Here is an 18,763-nt window from a genome sequence, read left to right on the forward strand (position 1 = left end):
CAATCTTCATTTAAATAGTTAATTGACTTTAAAATGAGTGGATTGCGATAGCCTCACAAATCTGTTGAGCCGCATAAATAATACGTGGTGCTGGTCGGCTAAAACTATCTTCATTTATAGCGATAATAGGAATATCTAGTTGAGGTTGCCAAAATTGTTGTATTGCGGCAATTTGGTTTGGTTTACCACTAAATAAAATCAAATCAGGTTTTTTACTGATCACTTGCTCGCGGCTGACTTGTGGCCAAGGAACTGCACTATTCGCAAAAATATTTTCGCCGCCACAAAGTTCGGTAATCTCATTTTGTAATGAATGATTTGATGTCGTAAATAGGGGTTGCATACCAAACTGAATAAAGACTTTTTTCTTCGCTTGATGAGGCGTCGTTGAGGCGTACTTTTGCTGTAATTCTTGATATTGCTGACGTAATTTTTGTGCACTTGCTAAAGCGACTTCAGGATGAGTGCTATAAGAAGAAAGTCGGGTAAGATCGTCAATGATTTCTTCGATACTGTGTGGATCAGAGTAAATAATAGGGATACCCAATGATTTTAACTGATCGAGCGGTCGTTGAGGATTACCGCTTGGCCATGCAATAATTAAATCAGGTTTTAATAGCAAAATGCGTTCTACATTAATGCCTTGCCAGTCGGCAACTTGTACGAGAGCTTTTGCTGCTTGTGGATAATCAGAATAAGCGCTCGCCGCAACCATATTCTCTCCCATACCTGCGGCATAAGCCATTTCCGTGGCAGATGGGGATAAAGTAATAACACGTTGTGCGGGAGTGGCTGCGATAACATAACAAGGTGTCAATATCAGGCTTAGCAGCAGTGCAAAAGTGTTTAAGAAACGCATTTTTTCTCGTCTTTATAGTCAAATATACCCGTCTATTTTTATCTTACCTGCTGAGCTAAAAGAGAGACGGGTTTGTTAAGTGGCTTATCGATTAAATAAATTAAAACTGAGTCTCTGTTTTTAATTTATCAAGCATAGTGGTGACCATTAAGCTTGATTGTTGTGCGGCAACAGATAAAAACTCATCAAAACTTAAATGCGATTCTTTATCTGCCACATCTGAAATGGCGCGAACAACAACAAAAGGTGTATCAAATTGATGGCAAACATGTCCAATAGCGGTTGATTCCATCTCAACAGCGACGACTTCTGGAAAAGTACGACGAATACGCGCTAATGGCTCGGCACCATTAATAAAAGCATCGCCGCTACAGATTAATCCACGCACGGCATTTAATTTTAGTGATCCAATACACTCTTGAGCAATATTGACCAGTTTGGGATCGGCAATAAATGCCGGCGGGCATTGTGCCATTTGACCCGGTTCATAACCGAAAGCAGTAACGTCGGCATCGTGATAACGTACTTCTGTTGATACGACAATATCGCCAACATTTAATTTTGCATCTAACCCACCTGCAGAGCCAGTGTTGATCACAACATCAGGGCGAAAATGTTCAAGTAATAGTGTGGTACCGATGGCGGCTGCCACTTTACCAATGCCTGATTTTAGTAATGCAACATCTACACCATTGATTTTGCCAGTATAAATTTCACAACCACCACGAGAGACTATTTCGCAGTTTTCAATTTGTTCACGCAGAAGTTTGACTTCTTGTTCCATTGCACCTATTACGCCAACTCTCATTGTGTCATACTCCCTTGTAGGTTAATAATATATAGCGTTAACCAAGAGTTTATCATTTATCGCAAAAACACGATATAACGCAGCGAATTCGTTTCATCGATACCAGAAAGAGGATAGAAATGATCGATTTTAAACTGAAGTTAAATTATCAACGCAAATATAACAGCAGTGATATCGATATTGATGATGAAATGCAGATCTCGCGCCAATTTGAAAGCGATCGTGGGCGTATTATTAATTCAGCGGCGATCCGTCGGTTACAACAAAAAACACAGGTATTTCCATTAGAGCAAAATTCGGCGGTACGAAGTCGATTAACCCATTCGCTGGAAGTACAACAAATAGGCCGTTATATCGCTAAGCAAATAATCGGCGAACTAAAAAAGCATAATAAATTAGAAGAATATGGCTTAAATGAACGGATTGATAGCGTTGAAAGTTTAATTGAAATGGCGTGTTTAATGCACGATATTGGCAATCCTCCTTTTGGTCATTTTGGTGAAGCTGCAATTAAACATTGGTTTCGTAAGGTGTTAGCACCTGATGCTTCCATAGAATTTGATAATTGTCCTTTTTTACCTATTCGCTATTCAGCAGACCGACACTTAAATGAATTAAAACAGACTTTGCGTCAAGACTTATGCCATTTCGAAGGCAATGCTCAGGCAATTCGCATGGCGCATCACTTGTTAAAACTCAATTTAACCTATGCGCAAATTGGCTGTGTTTTAAAATATACACGCCCAGCTTATTGGCAAGGTGCTACGCCGAAAGAATTTAGCTATTTAATGAAAAAACCAGGTTATTACTGGTCTGAAGCTGAATTTGTTAAGGAAGTACAAGAGAAACTTGCAATGAAAGATTTTTGTCGTTTCCCTCTGACTTATATTATGGAAGCGGCAGATGATATTTCTTATTGTATTGCTGATTTAGATGATGCGGTAGAAAAAGGTATTTTTGATATCAATCGTTTAGTGCAGTTATTAAAAAATGCATGGAGTGAAAGTGGTGCGGTAACAGAAGGTGATCTGTTTGATATCACTGTTAATCGAGCTTTTAAGAAAGTTGATCAAAATGAAGCTAAGCGTAGCATGCAAGATCAATTTTTTATGTATTTGCGCGTCTATATTACCGGAAAACTAGTACCTTACACCGCCTATCGCTTTATCAAGAACTTACCTCAAGTTTATGAGGGCAGCTTTAACCACGCTTTACTGGAAGGAAAGAGTGCTGAACATCGTTTATTGGCAACGTTAAAACGAGTGGCGCAAAAGTGGGTATTTAGTCACCCCGAAGTTGAAGAGCTTGAAATGAAGGGCTATCGAGTGATCAGTGGGTTATTGGATATTTATAAGCCATTGCTTTTATTATCGACCGATGATTTTCTAAGACTACATAAATATAATGAACATCCTCATTATGTTATTGAGACGCGTTTATATCATAAGCTTTCGATTAAACATAAGCTTGCTTATAATGAAGCATTAGAAAAAATTTACGATATTAATAGTGAAGAGGGAAAAACCTTAGAGTTTTATTATCGTACAAGATTGATACAAGATTATATCAGTGGTATGACCGACCATTATGCATATGAAGAATATAGAAAATTAATGGTATGTGATTAATGTGTAATCGATTGAAATATCTATCATATTGATTAATGATAATTTTTAGATTTTTCTTAGAGATAGTTACGCGTTATTAAAATAACAGAAAATATTTGTTATTAATTGTAAATATATTCAATGTAAACGTTATATATAATAGTTTTTAGTTATAGAATAATATTAAATCTATATAAAAGAGTACTTCTACTTGTTAGCATAAAAATATTTTTCGATTTCATAAAAATATTGCTTATATCAGTTAAGTAAATAACTTGTTCGATGGTATACTCTCCTCATATCTTATTCTAAATGGTCTAGTAAACACTTAATTCTGTTTGCGGAGTGAAAATGTCAAACTAGGCTGTTTTAGAGTTAATCCGCAATAGATTCATAAAATTTAATACTATGGTGCAGTTTTATTCCCCTAAAAAACGTCCTGCTAAAAAACAGGTAAAAAACTTGGCGGTAACCGCTAATGCATTGGATGCTAACGGTCAAGGTATTGCTCATGCTGAGGGCAAAACCATTTTTGTTAAAGGATTACTTCCACAAGAAACTGCACGCATTCGTTTGACCGAAGAAAAACGCCAGTTTGCCAAGGGAGAAGTGATCACACGATTAACCACAAACCCAGAAAGAGTGACACCACCCTGTCAGTACTATCAACATTGTGGTGGGTGCCAGCAACAACATGTGCCTATTGATTGGCAACGTACCACTAAAGCTGAGGTTTTATCACATCTTATTAAACGTGAAACTAATGTGGTCATTTCAGCACAGCCTGTTATTGCCGGTGCGGAGTATGGCTATCGGCGCCGAGCAAGATTAGGGTTACGTTATCACCCTAAAAAGGGTTTGGTAATGGGATTTCGCCAAGCACTTTCTAATGACTTAGTGATGGTCACCCAATGCCCAGTATTAAAACCACAACTTAATGCACTGTTATTGCCACTGTGGCAGTGTTTAAAGCAACTCTCTGTCGTGCGTGATTTAGGTCATGTGGAATTAGTGTTAGCAGATAATGGGCCATTAGTGATTTTGCGTCATTTATCACCGCTATCTGAGAGTGATAAGCAATTGTTAGATGATTTTTCTCATCACGCTCAAGTGATGATATATCTGGCGGGTGATAATGGTGAGATCGCACAATTAACAACGATTGAGAAGGAACCCTTCTATCAGATAGAGGGTCTAAAATTACACTTTGCACCAACGGATTTTATTCAAGTTAATGATGAAATAAATCATAAGATGGTTGCTCAAGCGATAGCATGGCTCGATTTATCGCCAAACGATCGCGTACTAGACTTGTTTTGTGGCATGGGTAACTTCACATTACCTATGGCAAAGCGTGTTGATAAAGTCGTTGGTGTCGAAGGTGTTCCTGCACTGGTGGCAATGGCGAAAAAAAATGCTGAACTTAATCAATTAGATAATGTTCAGTTTTGGCATGCTGATTTATCCGCCGATTTTTCTGCTATGCCTTGGGCACAGGAAGGATTTAATAAAGTTCTGCTAGATCCCGCAAGAGCGGGAGCTGCACAAGTGATGTCACATATTGTGACGTTATCCGCAGAAAAAATTGTGTATGTTTCCTGTAATCCGACCACGTTAGCCAGAGATAGTAAGATATTATTAGATTCCGGATATCAGCTAACCCAGTTAAGAATGTTGGATATGTTTCCACAAACAGGGCATCTGGAATCAATGGCATTGTTTATTCGCAAATAAACAGATAGCCACTCAATAAGTCGCAGATAAGATTTATATCGAGTAGGGAGAGAATATGGTTGCAGTTAGAAGTGCTCACTTAACACCTGCAGGGGAGTTTGCCGTTGATAAATGGGTTAATAGCTTGAATTTAACTCATGCGAATGCGGGGAGTGAAATCATGCAAACCTGGGAATACTGTCATCGTACTGTTCTGGGCCGTGAAGATGCGCAACTGTTGCTATGGCGCGGTGTTGAGATGGTTGAACTTCTTTCGACACTCAGTATGGATAAAGATAGCATGAGGGCAGCACTTCTCTTCCCACTTGCTGAAGAAGATCTTATTAACCAGGAAGTTATCACTGAACATTTTGGTGAGGCGATATGGAATTTAGTGCGTGGCGTAATGGAGATGGATGCTATTCGCCAGCTTAAAGCGACACATACCAACGAAACTAGCTCAGTACAAGTCGATAATGTACGCCGTATGTTATTGTCTATGGTAGAAGATTTTCGTTGTGTAGTTATTAAACTCGCAGAGCGGATTGCCCATTTACGTGAAGTGAAAGATGCCACTGAGGATGAACGAGTCTTAGCGGCAAAAGAGTGTTTTAATATCTATGCACCATTAGCCAATCGATTGGGGATTGGACAATTAAAATGGGAGCTTGAAGATTTCTGTTTCCGTTATCTTCATCCTGATGAATATAAGCAAATTGCAAATTTACTGCATGAACGCCGTATTGATCGCGAACAGTATATTGATAATTTCGTCAGTACGGTGCGTGGTTATATGCAGCAAGAGAATATTGAAGTCGATATCTACGGACGTCCCAAGCACATCTATAGTATTTGGCGAAAAATGAAGAAAAAAAATCTCGCCTTTGATGAGCTATTTGATGTTCGTGCGGTACGTATTGTTGTCGAACGCCTACAAGATTGTTATGCCGCTTTAGGTATTGTACATACTCATTTTCGTCATTTACCCGATGAATTTGATGATTATGTTGCCAATCCAAAACCAAATGGTTACCAATCTATTCATACGGTAGTACTTGGCCCTGAAGGTAAAACCGTTGAGATCCAAATACGTACTCGTCAGATGCATGAAGATGCTGAATTAGGTGTTGCAGCGCATTGGAAATATAAAGAAGGTGCTACTGGTGCAACAACCAAAGGCGGGACAGGAAGTTATGAAAATCGTATTGCGTGGTTACGAAAATTAATTGCATGGCAAGAAGAGATGGCTGATTCTGGTGAAATGCTAGATGAAGTACGTAGTCAAGTATTTGATGATCGCGTCTATGTCTTTACGCCAAAAGGGGATGTGATTGATTTACCTGCAGGCTCGACACCATTAGATTTTGCTTATCATATTCATAGTGATGTTGGTCATCGCTGTATTGGTGCTAAAATCGGCGGGCGCATCGTTCCATTTAGCTATCAGCTACAAATGGGCGATCAAATTGAAATTATTACTCAAAAACACCCTAATCCAAGCCGAGACTGGCTAAACCCTAATCTTGGTTATGTGACAACCAGTCGTGGAAGAGCGAAGATCCACAATTGGTTCCGTAAACAAGATCGCGATAAAAATATTATTGCAGGCCGCCAAATCTTAGATAATGAATTAGCGCCGCTTGATATCAATATGAAAGAAGCAGAAAAACTGCTGATTGCTCGTTATAACGTCCATAGTCTTGATGAAGTGCTGGCAGGTATAGGCGTTGGTGATATCCGTATCAATCAATTAGTCAATTTCTTACAAAGTAAGCTGAATAAAGCCACAGCGGAAGATGAAGACAAAGAGGCGTTACGCTCATTAGAAAATAAAACGGCTACACCAAAAACAACCACGTCAGGTGGTGGCAGTATTGTGGTCGAGGGTGTCGGGAACTTAATGCATCATATCGCACGTTGTTGCCAACCTATTCCTGGCGATAATATCGTTGGATTTATTACCAAAGGACGTGGTATTTCAATTCACCGTGCAGATTGTGATCAATTAGCTGAGTTACTTTCTCACGCACCAGAGCGTATTGTCGATGCGGTGTGGGGTGAGAATTACTCAAGTGGTTATTCATTAGTGGTGCGGGTTGTGGCTAATGATCGCAGTGGTTTATTACGCGATATCACCACTATTTTAGCTAATGAAAAAGTGAATGTGCTGGGAGTTAGTAGCCGCAGTGATGTGAAGCAACAAATAGCGACCATTGATATGAATATTGAGATTTATAATCTCCAAGTATTAGGGCGTATTTTAGCGAAACTCAATCAATTACCTGATGTCATAGAAGCCAAACGCTTTTCTCATTAAGACATTGGTCACCTTAACGGATAAAATGCCAAGCACAATGTGTCTTGGCATTTTTTTACGAAATTTTGTTAACTCGACATAACGATCACTTTTATATACAAGGCCAGATAATGTCAGAAAACCGTGAAATTTTACGTTTATTAGCCATTATGGCGCAATTACGTGATCCTCAAACAGGCTGTGAGTGGGATAGGGTACAAACCTTTGACACCATAGCCCCCTATACATTAGAAGAAACCTATGAAGTACTGGATGCTATTGCCCGCAAAGATTTTAGCGCACTTAAAGAGGAGTTAGGGGACTTACTCTATCAGGTCGTTTTTTATGCCAGAATGGCGCAAGAACAGCAATTATTTGATTTTAATGATGTCTGCGAAGCTATCAGCAATAAATTAGAACGTCGTCATCCACATATTTTTGCTACAGAAAATGAAAATAATTTAGCGACTGAAAAGCATCGTTGGGAAAAAATCAAGGCTCAAGAGCGTGAAGCGAAAGCACAATATTCATTACTTGATGATATTCCTGCTACTTTACCGGCACTGATGAAAGCAGAGAAAATACAAAAGCGCTGTGCCTCCGTTGGCTTTGATTGGCACGAGCTTTCTCCTGTATTAGATAAAGTGTATGAAGAAATAGATGAAGTGATGGCAGAAGTGAAAAAAGCCCCTAGAGATGATCAACGTATTGAGGATGAGTTGGGGGATTTGCTTTTTTCTGTGGTTAATTTATCGCGCCATTTAAAACAAAAGCCAGAGCAGGCACTTAATCGAGCTTGTCGTAAATTTGAGCAACGGTTTAGGTTTGTTGAAAAAATGCTCACAGAGCAGGGTATAAACATAGAAAATGCTTCATTAGAAGAGATGGAGATCAGTTGGCAAAAAGCGAAGGAAAAAGAAATTGAGTGAAGAATGACTCATCATTATTTGTTTTTGTGACATTAAGTGCGAAAAACAATAGATAGAATCTCATTGTTTTTGCTCACTTTTTATAAAAAATTATAAAAGGCGAAATTATAAAAGGTAATTTCGCTTTTTTTATTTTAGGTGGCTTTAAATATCGTTGTTGCATTTGATTTGCTAAAAAGTGTGATTAACCTCAAAAAAATTAAAAGCATGATCATAAGCAAAAGATATGTCACGAAACCTGCTACACTTTATATCGTGAAAAAAATAAAGCATCTATTCTCTAAAAGTGATATCTTAGCTGAAAGGATTAAGCTAAAATGCTTGAGAAATATTTTCACGGGTTTAGTTGATTGAATTTTTACTGTTTTTTCGTGTTTAAACGGATAAGTAATGTGATGAAAAAGAACTTTATACAACTAAGAATGTTTGTAGCGAAAATAAGGTTCGGGTATACTGTGTTCCCGTCCAGTTATATCCATCATCCAAATACACCTAAACTTTCAGGTTCAGCATGAAAACGAATTATATTTTTGTGACCGGCGGGGTCGTATCCTCTCTGGGTAAAGGCATTGCCGCAGCCTCTTTAGCGGCTATACTAGAAGCCCGTGGACTCAATGTCACCATGATGAAGTTAGATCCGTATATTAACGTCGATCCAGGTACAATGAGCCCAATTCAACACGGAGAAGTCTTCGTCACTGACGATGGAGCTGAAACTGATCTTGACTTAGGCCATTACGAGCGCTTTATTCGCACGAAAATGACGCGTCGTAATAACTTTACGACCGGCCGTGTATACTCAGAAGTGCTACGCAAAGAGCGTCGTGGTGACTATCTTGGTGCTACTATCCAAGTTATTCCTCATATCACTAATGAAATCAAAGAACGCATCATCCGTGGCGGTGAAGGTCATGATGTCGTGTTAGTTGAAGTTGGTGGTACTGTCGGTGATATCGAATCACTTCCTTTCTTAGAAGCTATCCGTCAAATGGCGGCAGAAGTAGGGCGTGAGCATACTTTCTATCTGCACTTAACATTAGTGCCTTATTTAGCGGCTTCGGGTGAAGTAAAAACCAAACCAACGCAACACTCTGTAAAAGAGTTACTCTCGATTGGTATTCAACCAGATGCATTAATTTGTCGCTCAGATCGCGTTATTCCAGCTAATGAACGCGCCAAAATTGCACTGTTTTGTAATGTTCCCGAGAAAGCGGTTATCTCATTAAAAGATGTCGATTCCATTTATAAAATCCCTGCACTCTTGAAATCGCAAGGATTAGATGATTATATCTGTAAACGATTCAGCTTAGATTGCCCAGTGGCAAATCTGTCTGAATGGGAACAGGTTATCTACGAAGAAGCCAACCCTGAAGGCGAAGTTACCATTGGTATGGTTGGTAAATATGTTGAATTACCAGATGCCTATAAATCAGTTATTGAAGCATTAAAACATGGTGGTTTCAAAAGCCGTGTTGCGGTAAATATCAAATTAATTGATTCTCAAGATGTGGAAACTCGTGGTGTAGAAATCCTAAAAGGGTTAGACGCAATCTTAGTTCCAGGTGGTTTTGGTGAACGTGGTGTTGAGGGCAAAATTATGGCAGCTCGATATGCACGTGAAAATAAAATCCCTTATTTAGGCATCTGTTTAGGTATGCAGGTGGCTATGATTGAATTTGCACGCAATGTTGCCAATATGGAAGATGCTAACTCCACAGAGTTTGCACCTGATTGTAAATACCCAGTTATTGCGCTTATTACTGAATGGCGTGATGAGAATGGCAATCTTGAAGTGCGTACAGAAAATAGTGACTTAGGTGGAACAATGCGCCTTGGTGCACAACCTTGTCATTTAAGTGGCGATAGTTTAGTGCGTACTCTGTATGGTAAAAATACCATTACAGAGCGTCATCGTCATCGTTATGAAGTGAATAATCTACTGTTAAAACGTATCGAAGATGCGGGTTTACGTATTGCAGGTCGTTCAGTTGATAACAAGCTGGTGGAAATTATTGAAAATCCAAATCATCCTTGGTTTGTTGCTTGTCAATTCCACCCTGAGTTTACCTCAACGCCACGTGACGGCCATCCGTTATTTGCTGGCTTTGTGAAAGCAGCCTTTGACTACCAAAAAGGCTTGCTAAAATAGGATATGTGAGAAGAGAGCGCGTATCTCTCTTCTCGGAAATTTAACTTGTACAGAGGAAAACCGTATGTCCAAAATCGTTAAAGTACTTGGTCGTGAAATTATCGATTCTCGTGGCAACCCAACAGTTGAAGCTGAAGTTCACTTAGAAGGTGGTTTTGTTGGTATGGCGGCGGCTCCATCAGGCGCATCAACAGGTTCTCGTGAAGCTTTAGAATTACGTGATGGCGATAAGTCACGTTTCTTAGGTAAAGGTGTTCTGAAAGCGGTTGAAGCTGTTAATGGACCAATCGCTAAAGCTCTTTTGGGTCAAGATGCTAAAGACCAAGCTAATATCGATAAAATCATGATCGATTTAGATGGTACTGAAAACAAATCAAACTTTGGTGCAAACGCAATCCTAGCTGTTTCTTTAGCAAACGCAAAAGCAGCTGCTGCAGCGAAAGGTATGCCTTTGTATGAGCATATTTCTGATCTGAACGGTACTCACGGTCAATACTCAATGCCTTTACCAATGATGAATATCATCAATGGTGGTGAGCATGCTGATAACAACGTTGATATCCAAGAGTTTATGATCCAACCTGTTGGCGCGCCTACTCTGAAAGAAGCGGTTCGTATGGGTTCTGAAATCTTCCATCACTTAGCAAAAGTGCTGAAAGCAAAAGGCATGAACACTGCGGTGGGTGATGAAGGTGGTTATGCGCCAAACTTAGAATCTAATGCGGCTGCATTAGCGGCTATCAAAGAAGCAGTAGAAGCTGCGGGTTATGTTTTAGGTAAAGATGTAACTCTGGCTATGGACTGTGCTGCATCTGAATTCTATAACAATGAGACTGGTAACTACGAACTGAAAGGCGAAGGTAAAACTTTCACTTCACAAGAATTCACTCATTACTTAGAAGAGCTGACTAAACAGTATCCAATCGTTTCTATCGAAGATGGCTTAAACGAATCTGACTGGGATGGTTTCGCATACCAAACTAAAGTACTTGGTGACAAAATCCAACTGGTTGGTGACGACCTGTTTGTAACTAATACTAAGATCCTAAAAGAAGGTATCGATAAAGGTATTGCTAACTCTATCCTGATCAAATTCAACCAAATCGGTTCACTGACAGAAACGTTAGCTGCTATCAAAATGGCGAAAGACGCAGGTTATACTGCTATCATCTCTCACCGCTCTGGTGAAACAGAAGATGCAACTATCGCTGATTTAGCAGTAGGTACAGCAGCAGGCCAAATCAAAACAGGTTCTATGAGCCGTTCTGACCGTGTTGCTAAATATAACCAGCTGATCCGTATCGAAGAAGCATTAGGTAGCAAAGCACCTTTCAATGGTCTGAAAGAAGTTAAAGGCCAAGCATAATCGTAATTTCGATTAGAAAGATTTATTAATTTTAAATGGGTGAATGTATTGTTCACCCATTTTTTTTGGCGCTAGATAGGGAAAGTAGGATATTTATACTAGAACAATGGAATAAAAAGTGTGATGCGTAAGAGAAAATAGTGTTCAATTTTTACTCTTTTATTAATAAATCGGTTAATTCTCGTGGATCAGATCCCAATTATAACTTTTGCACATTTTCAATGGAGTGAAATGTTTTTATATTTCACATATAACCTATTTCGTTAACAATTATGGCTTAGTGAACTTAATGTTCACGTCAGCTAATGTGGAGTATTATCATGGATGCGTCCAATTTAGCCCCATCGGCGAAATCAAGCCCGATAAACAAACGAGGGTTAATTATTTTAGCAATCGACGTTGTACTACTGCTGTTATTGCTAGAATTTTTACCCTACGATCCAAAAGCTAATGCAGGTTTAGCGTTAATGGTGTTTGTGGGTGTGTTATGGCTGACAGAAGCTATTCACGTAACTATTACAGCGTTGTTTATTCCAATCCTTGCGGTAGTGCTCGGGTTAATGAACACCAATGAATCGCTAAAATCTTTTGCTAATCCGATTATTTTCTTATTCTTCGGAGGATTTGCATTAGCAACAGCGCTTCATATTCAAGGATTAGATCGCTTAATCGCTAACCGCTTATTGATGATTGCTAAAGGCAAGCTCTCCATTGCTGTCTTGTTACTTTTTGGGGTAACGGCATTACTCTCAATGTGGATCAGTAACACGGCAACTGCGGCAATGATGTTACCGTTAGTGTTAGGGATTTTATCTAACTTAGATATTCGTTCAGAACGTAATACTTTCGTCTTCGTACTATTAGGTGTTGCTTATAGTGCCAGTATCGGTGGTTTAGGTACGTTGGTGGGTAGCCCGCCAAATGCAATTGCTGCTGCTCAACTAAATTTAGATTTTATTACTTGGATGAAGTACGGTGTTCCAATCATGTTAGTGCTATTGCCTATCATGTTTATTGTGATGTATCTGATGCTACGTCCTAACCTAAAACATAAGTTTGATCTGAAATTAGAAGTGTTAGAGTGGAATAACAAACGTGTTATTACCATGATTATCTTCTTAGTAACGGTATTTTGCTGGATCTTTAGCTCCTTTATCAGTAGCGCTTTCGGTGGTGTGAAAGATTTAGATACCGTCATTGCAGTCAGTGCCGCTATTGTCATCGGAGTGACGGGTGTCGCAAGTTGGAGCCAAATTCAGGAAAATACAGAGTGGGGCGTATTAATGCTGTTTGGTGGTGGTTTAACACTGAGCGCAATTTTACAATCTTCTGGTGCAAGTTTGGTTATGGCTGATTTTATGAAAGATACTTTTGGTAACAGCCATTGGTTTGTCATTATTCTTGCCGTAACAACCTTTATTATTGTTTTAACTGAATTCACCAGTAATACCGCCAGCGCTGCGTTACTTGTTCCTATCTTTGCAACGGTGGCACAAGCTTTAGGTATGCCTGTTATGGCGTTAACGATGATTATTGGTATCGGTGCATCATGTGCCTTTATGTTACCAGTGGCAACGCCACCCAATGCTATTGTATTTGGCTCCGGATATATTAAACAGACAGAGATGGTACGTGTAGGTGGGGTACTTAACCTTGTGTGTATCTTAGTTATCTCTCTCTTTGCTTGGTTCTTCTGGTTATAATTACAATTACTAATTAATAAATAAAAGGTATCTATAAAAATAGGTACCTTTTTTATTTTAATTAAATTAGTTTTTTTATTTTAATTATTATAATTTTTTTAATTTTATCAAATTAGAAAAAAAACAAATTGTACCTATACTTTAATTTCATTCTTTATTCTAATAAAAATAGTAGGTACAGGTTATGATTACAGTTTTAGATTATTTATTAGTAAGATTAAAAGAGTTAGAAATTAAAACTATTTTTGGTGTTCCCGGCGATTATAATTTACCTTTTATTGGTGTTGTTGATAATGATAAAGATATTCAATGGGTAGGCGCATGTAATGAATTAAATGCATCATATGCTTGTGAAGGATACGCACGGATCAAAGGTTTTTCTGCTCTGTGTACAACCTATGGAGTGGGGGAGTTAAGTGCGATAAATGGTGTTGCTGGCGCATTTGCAGAGCAGGTTCCCATTATTCATATTGTTGGTGCGCCTTCTCAGTCAAAGCAAGAGAAAGGAAAAACATTACATCATTGTTTAGCGACGGGTAGGTTTGATGCCTTTGAAAAAATGTATCGTCATATTTCAAAAACAACGGCTGTATTAACATATCACAATGCGACGGAAGAAATTGATAGAGTATTAGAAACATTGTGGCGTTATCGATATCCGGTTTATTTATTAATACCAGAGGATGTCGGCGTGATGAAAGTTAATAAACCAAAGTTACCATTACAATTAACATTACCTCAAAGTAATCCCGACGATTTAAATAAAGTTATTACTCTTCTTGAAAATAAAATTAAGCAATCAAAATCACCATGTATTATTATTGGCGAACAAGTATCACGTTACCAATTAAGAAAACAAGTTGAGAATTTATTAGAAAAAACTAATCTGCCGTTTTTTACTGTATGGGGAAGTAAAGGGGTTGTTGATGAAGGGCGTCAACAGTATGGTGGAATATTATTTGGTGAATTATCTAATCCACAAGGTTTAGATTATATTATAAATTCTGATTTAATTATTAGTCTTGGGGTGAGTTGGGATGAAGTTAATACAGCGGGATTTACCTTCGACGTTCCCACACAAAATTGCTATCAATTTTATGATACTTATAGCTTAATAGAGGAAGAGAAGATTTATGGCGTTTCTTTACTCGATATGCCTAACGCCTTATTAGCCCTTGACTATCTTTATCCCCATAACATAGCGTTACTACCGCAAAAAATAGTACCGCCTGATTGGCAAGGACTGATAAAAATAGATTCTATTCCTCTTCTGTTAGATAAAGTCCTTGATGATAATTCGGTTATTCTTGCTGAAGCAGGCAATGCTTTTTTATGTGCTGTTAATCATATATTTTCTGGTAACAGTCAATTAGTGGTCAGTAATATTTGGGCATCCATTGGTTATACTTTACCCGCCGCATTAGGTGTTACTCTTGCATTAGAAAACCAAGGACGTGCCTTTGTTGTTATTGGTGATGGTGCATTTCAGATGACTGCACAAGAGCTTTCTACTTTATTACGCTTAAAACTCAATCCCGTTATTTTTATTGTTAATAATCAAGGTTACGCATTTGAAAAGATCTTTTACGGGCCTAAAGATACCTTTAATGATATCCAAAACTGGAATTACTCACAGTTACCTGAGCTATTTAATTGTGATGCTTATAGCGTGAAAGTGGATAGTCTAGAAGCGTTAGAAACCGTATTACCTTTATTAAAAGTGCATCAAGATAAACTGTGCCTTGTTGAACTTGATATGGATAAACATGACTATTCGGAGCCAATCAGTGAATTTATTGCGTTGCTTAATCAGTATAAATGATGGGTATTAAAATGTTATAAAGTAAACAGCCATCTAACTATCCGCTCGATAGTTAGATGGCGTTAATTGTTTATCAAGGCGCTAAAAACTATTTTTTTAAGTAAAGCGTTAATTGCGTTCCCGGTTTTAACATCTTGATATCAGCATTCCAGCTCATTAATTGCTTAAGATTAATATTGTGACGACGAGCAATACTGTAATAAGAGTCACCTTGACGAACTTTATAGTAACTTGGTGAAGCGCCGGTTGGTTTGCCTGTCGGACGATTGTTCACACTACCTGCATTATGAATTTTTAATGTTTGCCCAACTAATAGGGTGCTCTTTGCACTTAATCCATTGAGTCGTTGTAGCTCTTTTACGCTCATATTATAACGTCGAGCAATAGCATAAAAAGAATCACCGGAGCGGACTTTATAAATACCTTCTTGTTTAATCGACTGATTGGCTTTAGCGACCGCTAAACGGATGGTCTTTAAAATCGCTTCGTCAGCAAACGCATTTTGGAACTGCGCAAGTTTATTACGAGGAAGCAAAATAACATGAGGGCCATTTGGTGCGGTGATCCCGCGCTTATAGCCTGGGTTATAGTCTTTTACGGTTGTAATAGGTAATTGGCTAAGTTCAGCGACTTTGCTTAATGTTATCTGTTCGCCAATATCAATTGCGGCTAATGATTTATCGCGATAGTTACTTTTCGGGAAAGTGATATCGGCTTCATTGTCACGGATAACTTTACTTAAGGCGAGAATTTTAGGCACATAATTCATGGTCTCTTTGGGTAATGAAAGTGACCAGTAATCGGTAGGTAGGTTTTTGCTCTCATTAGCTTTTATCGCTTGCATAACACGACCTTCGCCCGCATTGTAAGCGGCTAATGCTAAAGGCCAGTCGCTATCAAACATAATGTAAAGGCGCTCAAGCAAATCTAAGGCTGCATTAGTAGAAGCGACAACATCACGGCGACCGTCATACCATTGATTTTGTGCTAGACCATAATAATTAGCTGTGACAGGGACAAATTGCCATAAGCCCGCCGCTTTAGCTGAAGAGGTGACATGAGGATTAAACGCGCTTTCCACCACCGGAACCAGTGCAAGCTCCATCGGTAGATTACGTTTTTCTATTTCCTCAATAATCCAATACATATAAGGCTCTGCACGTAATGCAACGGTTTGTATATGTTTTGGATTATTTAAAAAATAAGTTTCTTGCTGCGAAATCCTTTCATTGTCAGGGATATCCATTTTTAATTCACTTACTACATAACCCCACAAATTGGTTTTTATATCATATTGTGGTTGGTAAGAAGTTGAAGTCCCTAAAGATGTGGGTGTTATCGCAGACAAATCGGGTTTTATGCTCTTAGATTGCTGGCAACCCGCCAATAGCAATATAGAGAACAAAATCACTTTTGTCTTCATGTTCGAAAATTAGTCCTGTGTGTTTTTTGCCCTAAATAATACTAGTGTTCCCAAATAAAACAACCGATAGGAACTAAAAGTTGTCTTTTAATTCTCTTAATTTTGTAAATGTCTTTATTGGAGCATAAGTATTAGAAGTTATACCTAAAATTCTTTGTAAATCAATATCGTCAGATTTTAGAAAAAGATTAATATTCTTTTCATTTTTCAGTGTTATCGGCACTGTTGGTTGCAAATGATGGCGCATTTCAGTAACTTTGTTTAAATAATCGGTAATATCAGGATTTTTTGGCATAATATGGTGCGCAAAGGTCAAGTTAGCTAATGTATACTCATGGGCACAACAAATTAAGGTGTTATCAGGTAATGCCATTAACTTTTGTAATGAGCTAAACATTTGTTGTGCACTACCTTCAAATAAACGTCCGCAACCGCCGGAAAATAGCGTGTCACCGCAAAATAAATAAGGTTCGCTATAGTAGGCGACATGACCTAATGTATGGCCTGGTGTTCCGATGACTAAAAAAGAAAAAGAATCAACAATAATGTGTTCTTGATCATGAATAATTTTATTAGCGCCTTTAGTTTGTGTTTCTTGTGGACCAAAAACCTCAATGTTAGGATATTTACTAACCAACCCAGCAACACCACCGACATGATCTTCGTGGTGATGAGTTAACAAAATAGCGACAGGTGTTAATGAACGTTGTGAGATGATGTCTATAACCGGTTTGGCTTGGGAAGGATCGACAATCACACATTCACTATTTTCATTACTTAATAGCCAAATGTAGTTATCGGATAAAGCGGGAATTCTGATAAGCTCCATAAAGTTACCTTACTTATAAATATAAAAGGGTTAAACGATGAAAGCAGCGCGTTCGGGAAAACCAATTTGTATGCCAAGCTCTTGGCGTAATATTCCTTGGGGAGAATATTACCGTATGGCAATTGAATTGCGATTACAAAATTGGTGGCCGAAAATATACGGTTTTCATATGCTTAAATTAGGTCAACTTAGTGCTGAACTCGATACTAAATCCAGTATGGTCTCACATCAAGTTAACGTGACTACAACGACGACAAACACAGATGTTATGGCGTCTCTCAATTATCTGCCATTTGAAAATAAATCGGTTGATGTCTGTCTTATGGCTCATGTTTTAGATTACAGTGCAGATCCTCATTGGTTATTAAGAGAAGCCGATCGTGTATTAGTGGATGACGGTTGGATCATCCTATCAAGTTTTAATCCTATCAGCCTATTAGGTATAGGAAAATGTACGCCTATTTTACGGCATAAACAGCCCTATTATTGTCGGATGTTTTCACTTCGTCGCCAAGTTGATTGGCTAAGTGTGCTTAATTATGAAGTGATAACACAACAGAACTTCCAGATTATGCCATTTTCCCGTCCCGTAAAACGTGATGGTAAGCGCTATCATGTCGGGGGATGTTTAAATTTAATATTAGCGCGTAAAAGAACGCTTCCTTTAACACCCACCGCGATGAAGTTTGCATTACCGCGTATGAGTGTAAAAGGCAGAGTTTTAGGCGCTACACGTAATCGACCTGATTAATATCACTATCTGCCGTTATTACTCTCAGGTTTTATCTTGTTGACTTTCTAGATAGCCAGTATCTTCTTTTGTGGGAGATTGCGCGGCCGCTTTGGCCAGTTCATCACAACGTTCATTTTCGTCATGGCCTGCATGACCTTTAACCCAATGCCATTCAATTTCATGACGCTCAATGGCTTTATCAAGACGCTTCCATAAATCAACATTCAGCACAGGGCTTTTATCTGCTTTACGCCATTGGCGTTTTTTCCAACTATGTATCCACTTGGTAATTCCCTGTCTGACATACTGGCTATCCGTAGTCAGTGTAATTTTACAAGGGAATTTTAACGCTTCTAATGCTACGATAGCAGCAAGGAGTTCCATGCGGTTATTGGTGGTCATAAAAAAACCTTCACTAAGGGTTTTTTCATGCTGTTGGTAGCGTAAAATTGCACCATAACCACCAGGACCTGGGTTGCCTAAACATGAACCATCGGTGAATATTTCTACCTGCTTGTGCATAAAG

The 18,763-nt window shown here is 38.6% G+C and carries 14 protein-coding genes; 9 read left to right on the top strand and 5 right to left on the bottom strand.

The window, feature by feature from the left end:
* Positions 1-28 precede the first annotated feature (28 nt).
* Positions 29-859 carry a vitamin B12 ABC transporter substrate-binding protein BtuF gene (btuF, locus tag AACV00_RS05110; RefSeq protein ID WP_036919835.1) on the bottom strand — a complete coding sequence of 277 codons (831 nt, stop codon included), beginning with the start codon at positions 857-859 and terminating at the stop codon, positions 29-31.
* A 100-nt stretch (positions 860-959) separates the two neighbouring features.
* Positions 960-1,667 (bottom strand): 5'-methylthioadenosine/S-adenosylhomocysteine nucleosidase, encoded by a 708-nt coding sequence (gene mtnN, locus AACV00_RS05115; protein WP_004244989.1) that lies wholly within the window; start codon positions 1,665-1,667, stop codon positions 960-962.
* Between the two features lie 119 nt (positions 1,668-1,786).
* Here mtnN and dgt point away from each other — a divergent pair, with 119 nt between their 5' ends.
* The 8 genes from dgt (at position 1,787) to AACV00_RS05155 (ending at position 15,252) form a co-directional block, all read left to right on the top strand.
* Positions 1,787-3,295: a dGTPase gene (gene dgt, locus AACV00_RS05120; protein ID WP_004244988.1), complete on the top strand. Its 1,509-nt coding sequence runs from the start codon at positions 1,787-1,789 to the stop codon at positions 3,293-3,295.
* 387 nt (positions 3,296-3,682) lie between these two features.
* Positions 3,683-5,008 carry a 23S rRNA (uracil(1939)-C(5))-methyltransferase RlmD gene (rlmD, locus tag AACV00_RS05125; protein ID WP_036919837.1) on the top strand — a complete coding sequence of 442 codons (1,326 nt, stop codon included), beginning with the start codon at positions 3,683-3,685 and terminating at the stop codon, positions 5,006-5,008.
* A gap of 55 nt (positions 5,009-5,063) precedes the next feature.
* The gene (relA, locus tag AACV00_RS05130; protein ID WP_004244986.1) at positions 5,064-7,304 is read left to right on the top strand and encodes a GTP diphosphokinase; all 2,241 of its coding nucleotides are present in this window, start codon (positions 5,064-5,066) and stop codon (positions 7,302-7,304) included.
* A gap of 110 nt (positions 7,305-7,414) precedes the next feature.
* Positions 7,415-8,212 carry a nucleoside triphosphate pyrophosphohydrolase gene (gene mazG / locus AACV00_RS05135; RefSeq protein WP_004244985.1) on the top strand — a complete coding sequence of 266 codons (798 nt, stop codon included), beginning with the start codon at positions 7,415-7,417 and terminating at the stop codon, positions 8,210-8,212.
* A 511-nt stretch (positions 8,213-8,723) separates the two neighbouring features.
* Positions 8,724-10,361 carry a glutamine hydrolyzing CTP synthase gene (gene pyrG / locus AACV00_RS05140; RefSeq protein ID WP_004244983.1) on the top strand — a complete coding sequence of 546 codons (1,638 nt, stop codon included), beginning with the start codon at positions 8,724-8,726 and terminating at the stop codon, positions 10,359-10,361.
* A gap of 64 nt (positions 10,362-10,425) precedes the next feature.
* Positions 10,426-11,727: a phosphopyruvate hydratase gene (gene eno, locus AACV00_RS05145; protein ID WP_004244982.1), complete on the top strand. Its 1,302-nt coding sequence runs from the start codon at positions 10,426-10,428 to the stop codon at positions 11,725-11,727.
* 320 nt (positions 11,728-12,047) lie between these two features.
* Positions 12,048-13,430, top strand: coding sequence for an SLC13 family permease (locus AACV00_RS05150; RefSeq protein WP_004247295.1), 1,383 nt, complete (start codon positions 12,048-12,050; stop codon positions 13,428-13,430).
* 184 nt (positions 13,431-13,614) lie between these two features.
* Complete coding sequence (locus AACV00_RS05155; RefSeq protein ID WP_004252481.1) at positions 13,615-15,252, top strand: alpha-keto acid decarboxylase family protein; 1,638 nt, start codon at positions 13,615-13,617, stop codon at positions 15,250-15,252.
* Positions 15,253-15,340: 88 nt separating this feature from the next.
* On the opposite strand, the gene mltD is transcribed toward AACV00_RS05155, so the two are convergent.
* Entirely contained in the window at positions 15,341-16,675 is a 1,335-nt protein-coding gene (gene mltD, locus AACV00_RS05160) for a murein transglycosylase D (protein ID WP_004247297.1), read from the bottom strand.
* A gap of 73 nt (positions 16,676-16,748) precedes the next feature.
* A complete protein-coding gene (gene gloB, locus AACV00_RS05165; RefSeq protein ID WP_004252479.1) occupies positions 16,749-17,504 on the bottom strand; it encodes a hydroxyacylglutathione hydrolase in 756 nt (251 codons plus the stop codon).
* Between the two features lie 37 nt (positions 17,505-17,541).
* Here gloB and AACV00_RS05170 point away from each other — a divergent pair, with 37 nt between their 5' ends.
* Positions 17,542-18,255, top strand: a complete 714-nt coding sequence (locus tag AACV00_RS05170) for a class I SAM-dependent methyltransferase (protein WP_004244976.1) — start codon at positions 17,542-17,544, stop codon at positions 18,253-18,255.
* 24 nt (positions 18,256-18,279) lie between these two features.
* Here the strand turns inward: AACV00_RS05170 and rnhA are convergent, their stop codons facing one another.
* Positions 18,280-18,759, bottom strand: coding sequence for a ribonuclease HI (gene rnhA, locus AACV00_RS05175; RefSeq protein WP_004244975.1), 480 nt, complete (start codon positions 18,757-18,759; stop codon positions 18,280-18,282).
* Positions 18,760-18,763 lie beyond the last annotated feature (4 nt).

Origin of the sequence: Proteus sp. G3927 (genome assembly GCF_963894685.1) — a bacterium.
GTDB classification, from domain to species: Bacteria; Pseudomonadota; Gammaproteobacteria; order Enterobacterales; family Enterobacteriaceae; genus Proteus; species Proteus mirabilis.

Bases quoted from the DNA above. Each gene is read 5' to 3' on its own strand.
- mazG (WP_004244985.1), top strand. From the start codon at position 7,415: ATGTCAGAAAACCGTGAAATTTTACGTTTATTAGCCATTATGGCGCAA.
- btuF (WP_036919835.1), bottom strand. From the start codon at position 859: ATGCGTTTCTTAAACACTTTTGCACTGCTGCTAAGCCTGATATTGACA.
- gloB (WP_004252479.1), bottom strand. From the start codon at position 17,504: ATGGAGCTTATCAGAATTCCCGCTTTATCCGATAACTACATTTGGCTA.
- AACV00_RS05155 (WP_004252481.1), top strand. From the start codon at position 13,615: ATGATTACAGTTTTAGATTATTTATTAGTAAGATTAAAAGAGTTAGAA.
- eno (WP_004244982.1), top strand. From the start codon at position 10,426: ATGTCCAAAATCGTTAAAGTACTTGGTCGTGAAATTATCGATTCTCGT.
- pyrG (WP_004244983.1), top strand. From the start codon at position 8,724: ATGAAAACGAATTATATTTTTGTGACCGGCGGGGTCGTATCCTCTCTG.
- AACV00_RS05150 (WP_004247295.1), top strand. From the start codon at position 12,048: ATGGATGCGTCCAATTTAGCCCCATCGGCGAAATCAAGCCCGATAAAC.
- dgt (WP_004244988.1), top strand. From the start codon at position 1,787: ATGATCGATTTTAAACTGAAGTTAAATTATCAACGCAAATATAACAGC.
- rlmD (WP_036919837.1), top strand. From the start codon at position 3,683: ATGGTGCAGTTTTATTCCCCTAAAAAACGTCCTGCTAAAAAACAGGTA.
- mltD (WP_004247297.1), bottom strand. From the start codon at position 16,675: ATGAAGACAAAAGTGATTTTGTTCTCTATATTGCTATTGGCGGGTTGC.
- rnhA (WP_004244975.1), bottom strand. From the start codon at position 18,759: ATGCACAAGCAGGTAGAAATATTCACCGATGGTTCATGTTTAGGCAAC.
- relA (WP_004244986.1), top strand. From the start codon at position 5,064: ATGGTTGCAGTTAGAAGTGCTCACTTAACACCTGCAGGGGAGTTTGCC.
- AACV00_RS05170 (WP_004244976.1), top strand. From the start codon at position 17,542: ATGAAAGCAGCGCGTTCGGGAAAACCAATTTGTATGCCAAGCTCTTGG.
- mtnN (WP_004244989.1), bottom strand. From the start codon at position 1,667: ATGAGAGTTGGCGTAATAGGTGCAATGGAACAAGAAGTCAAACTTCTG.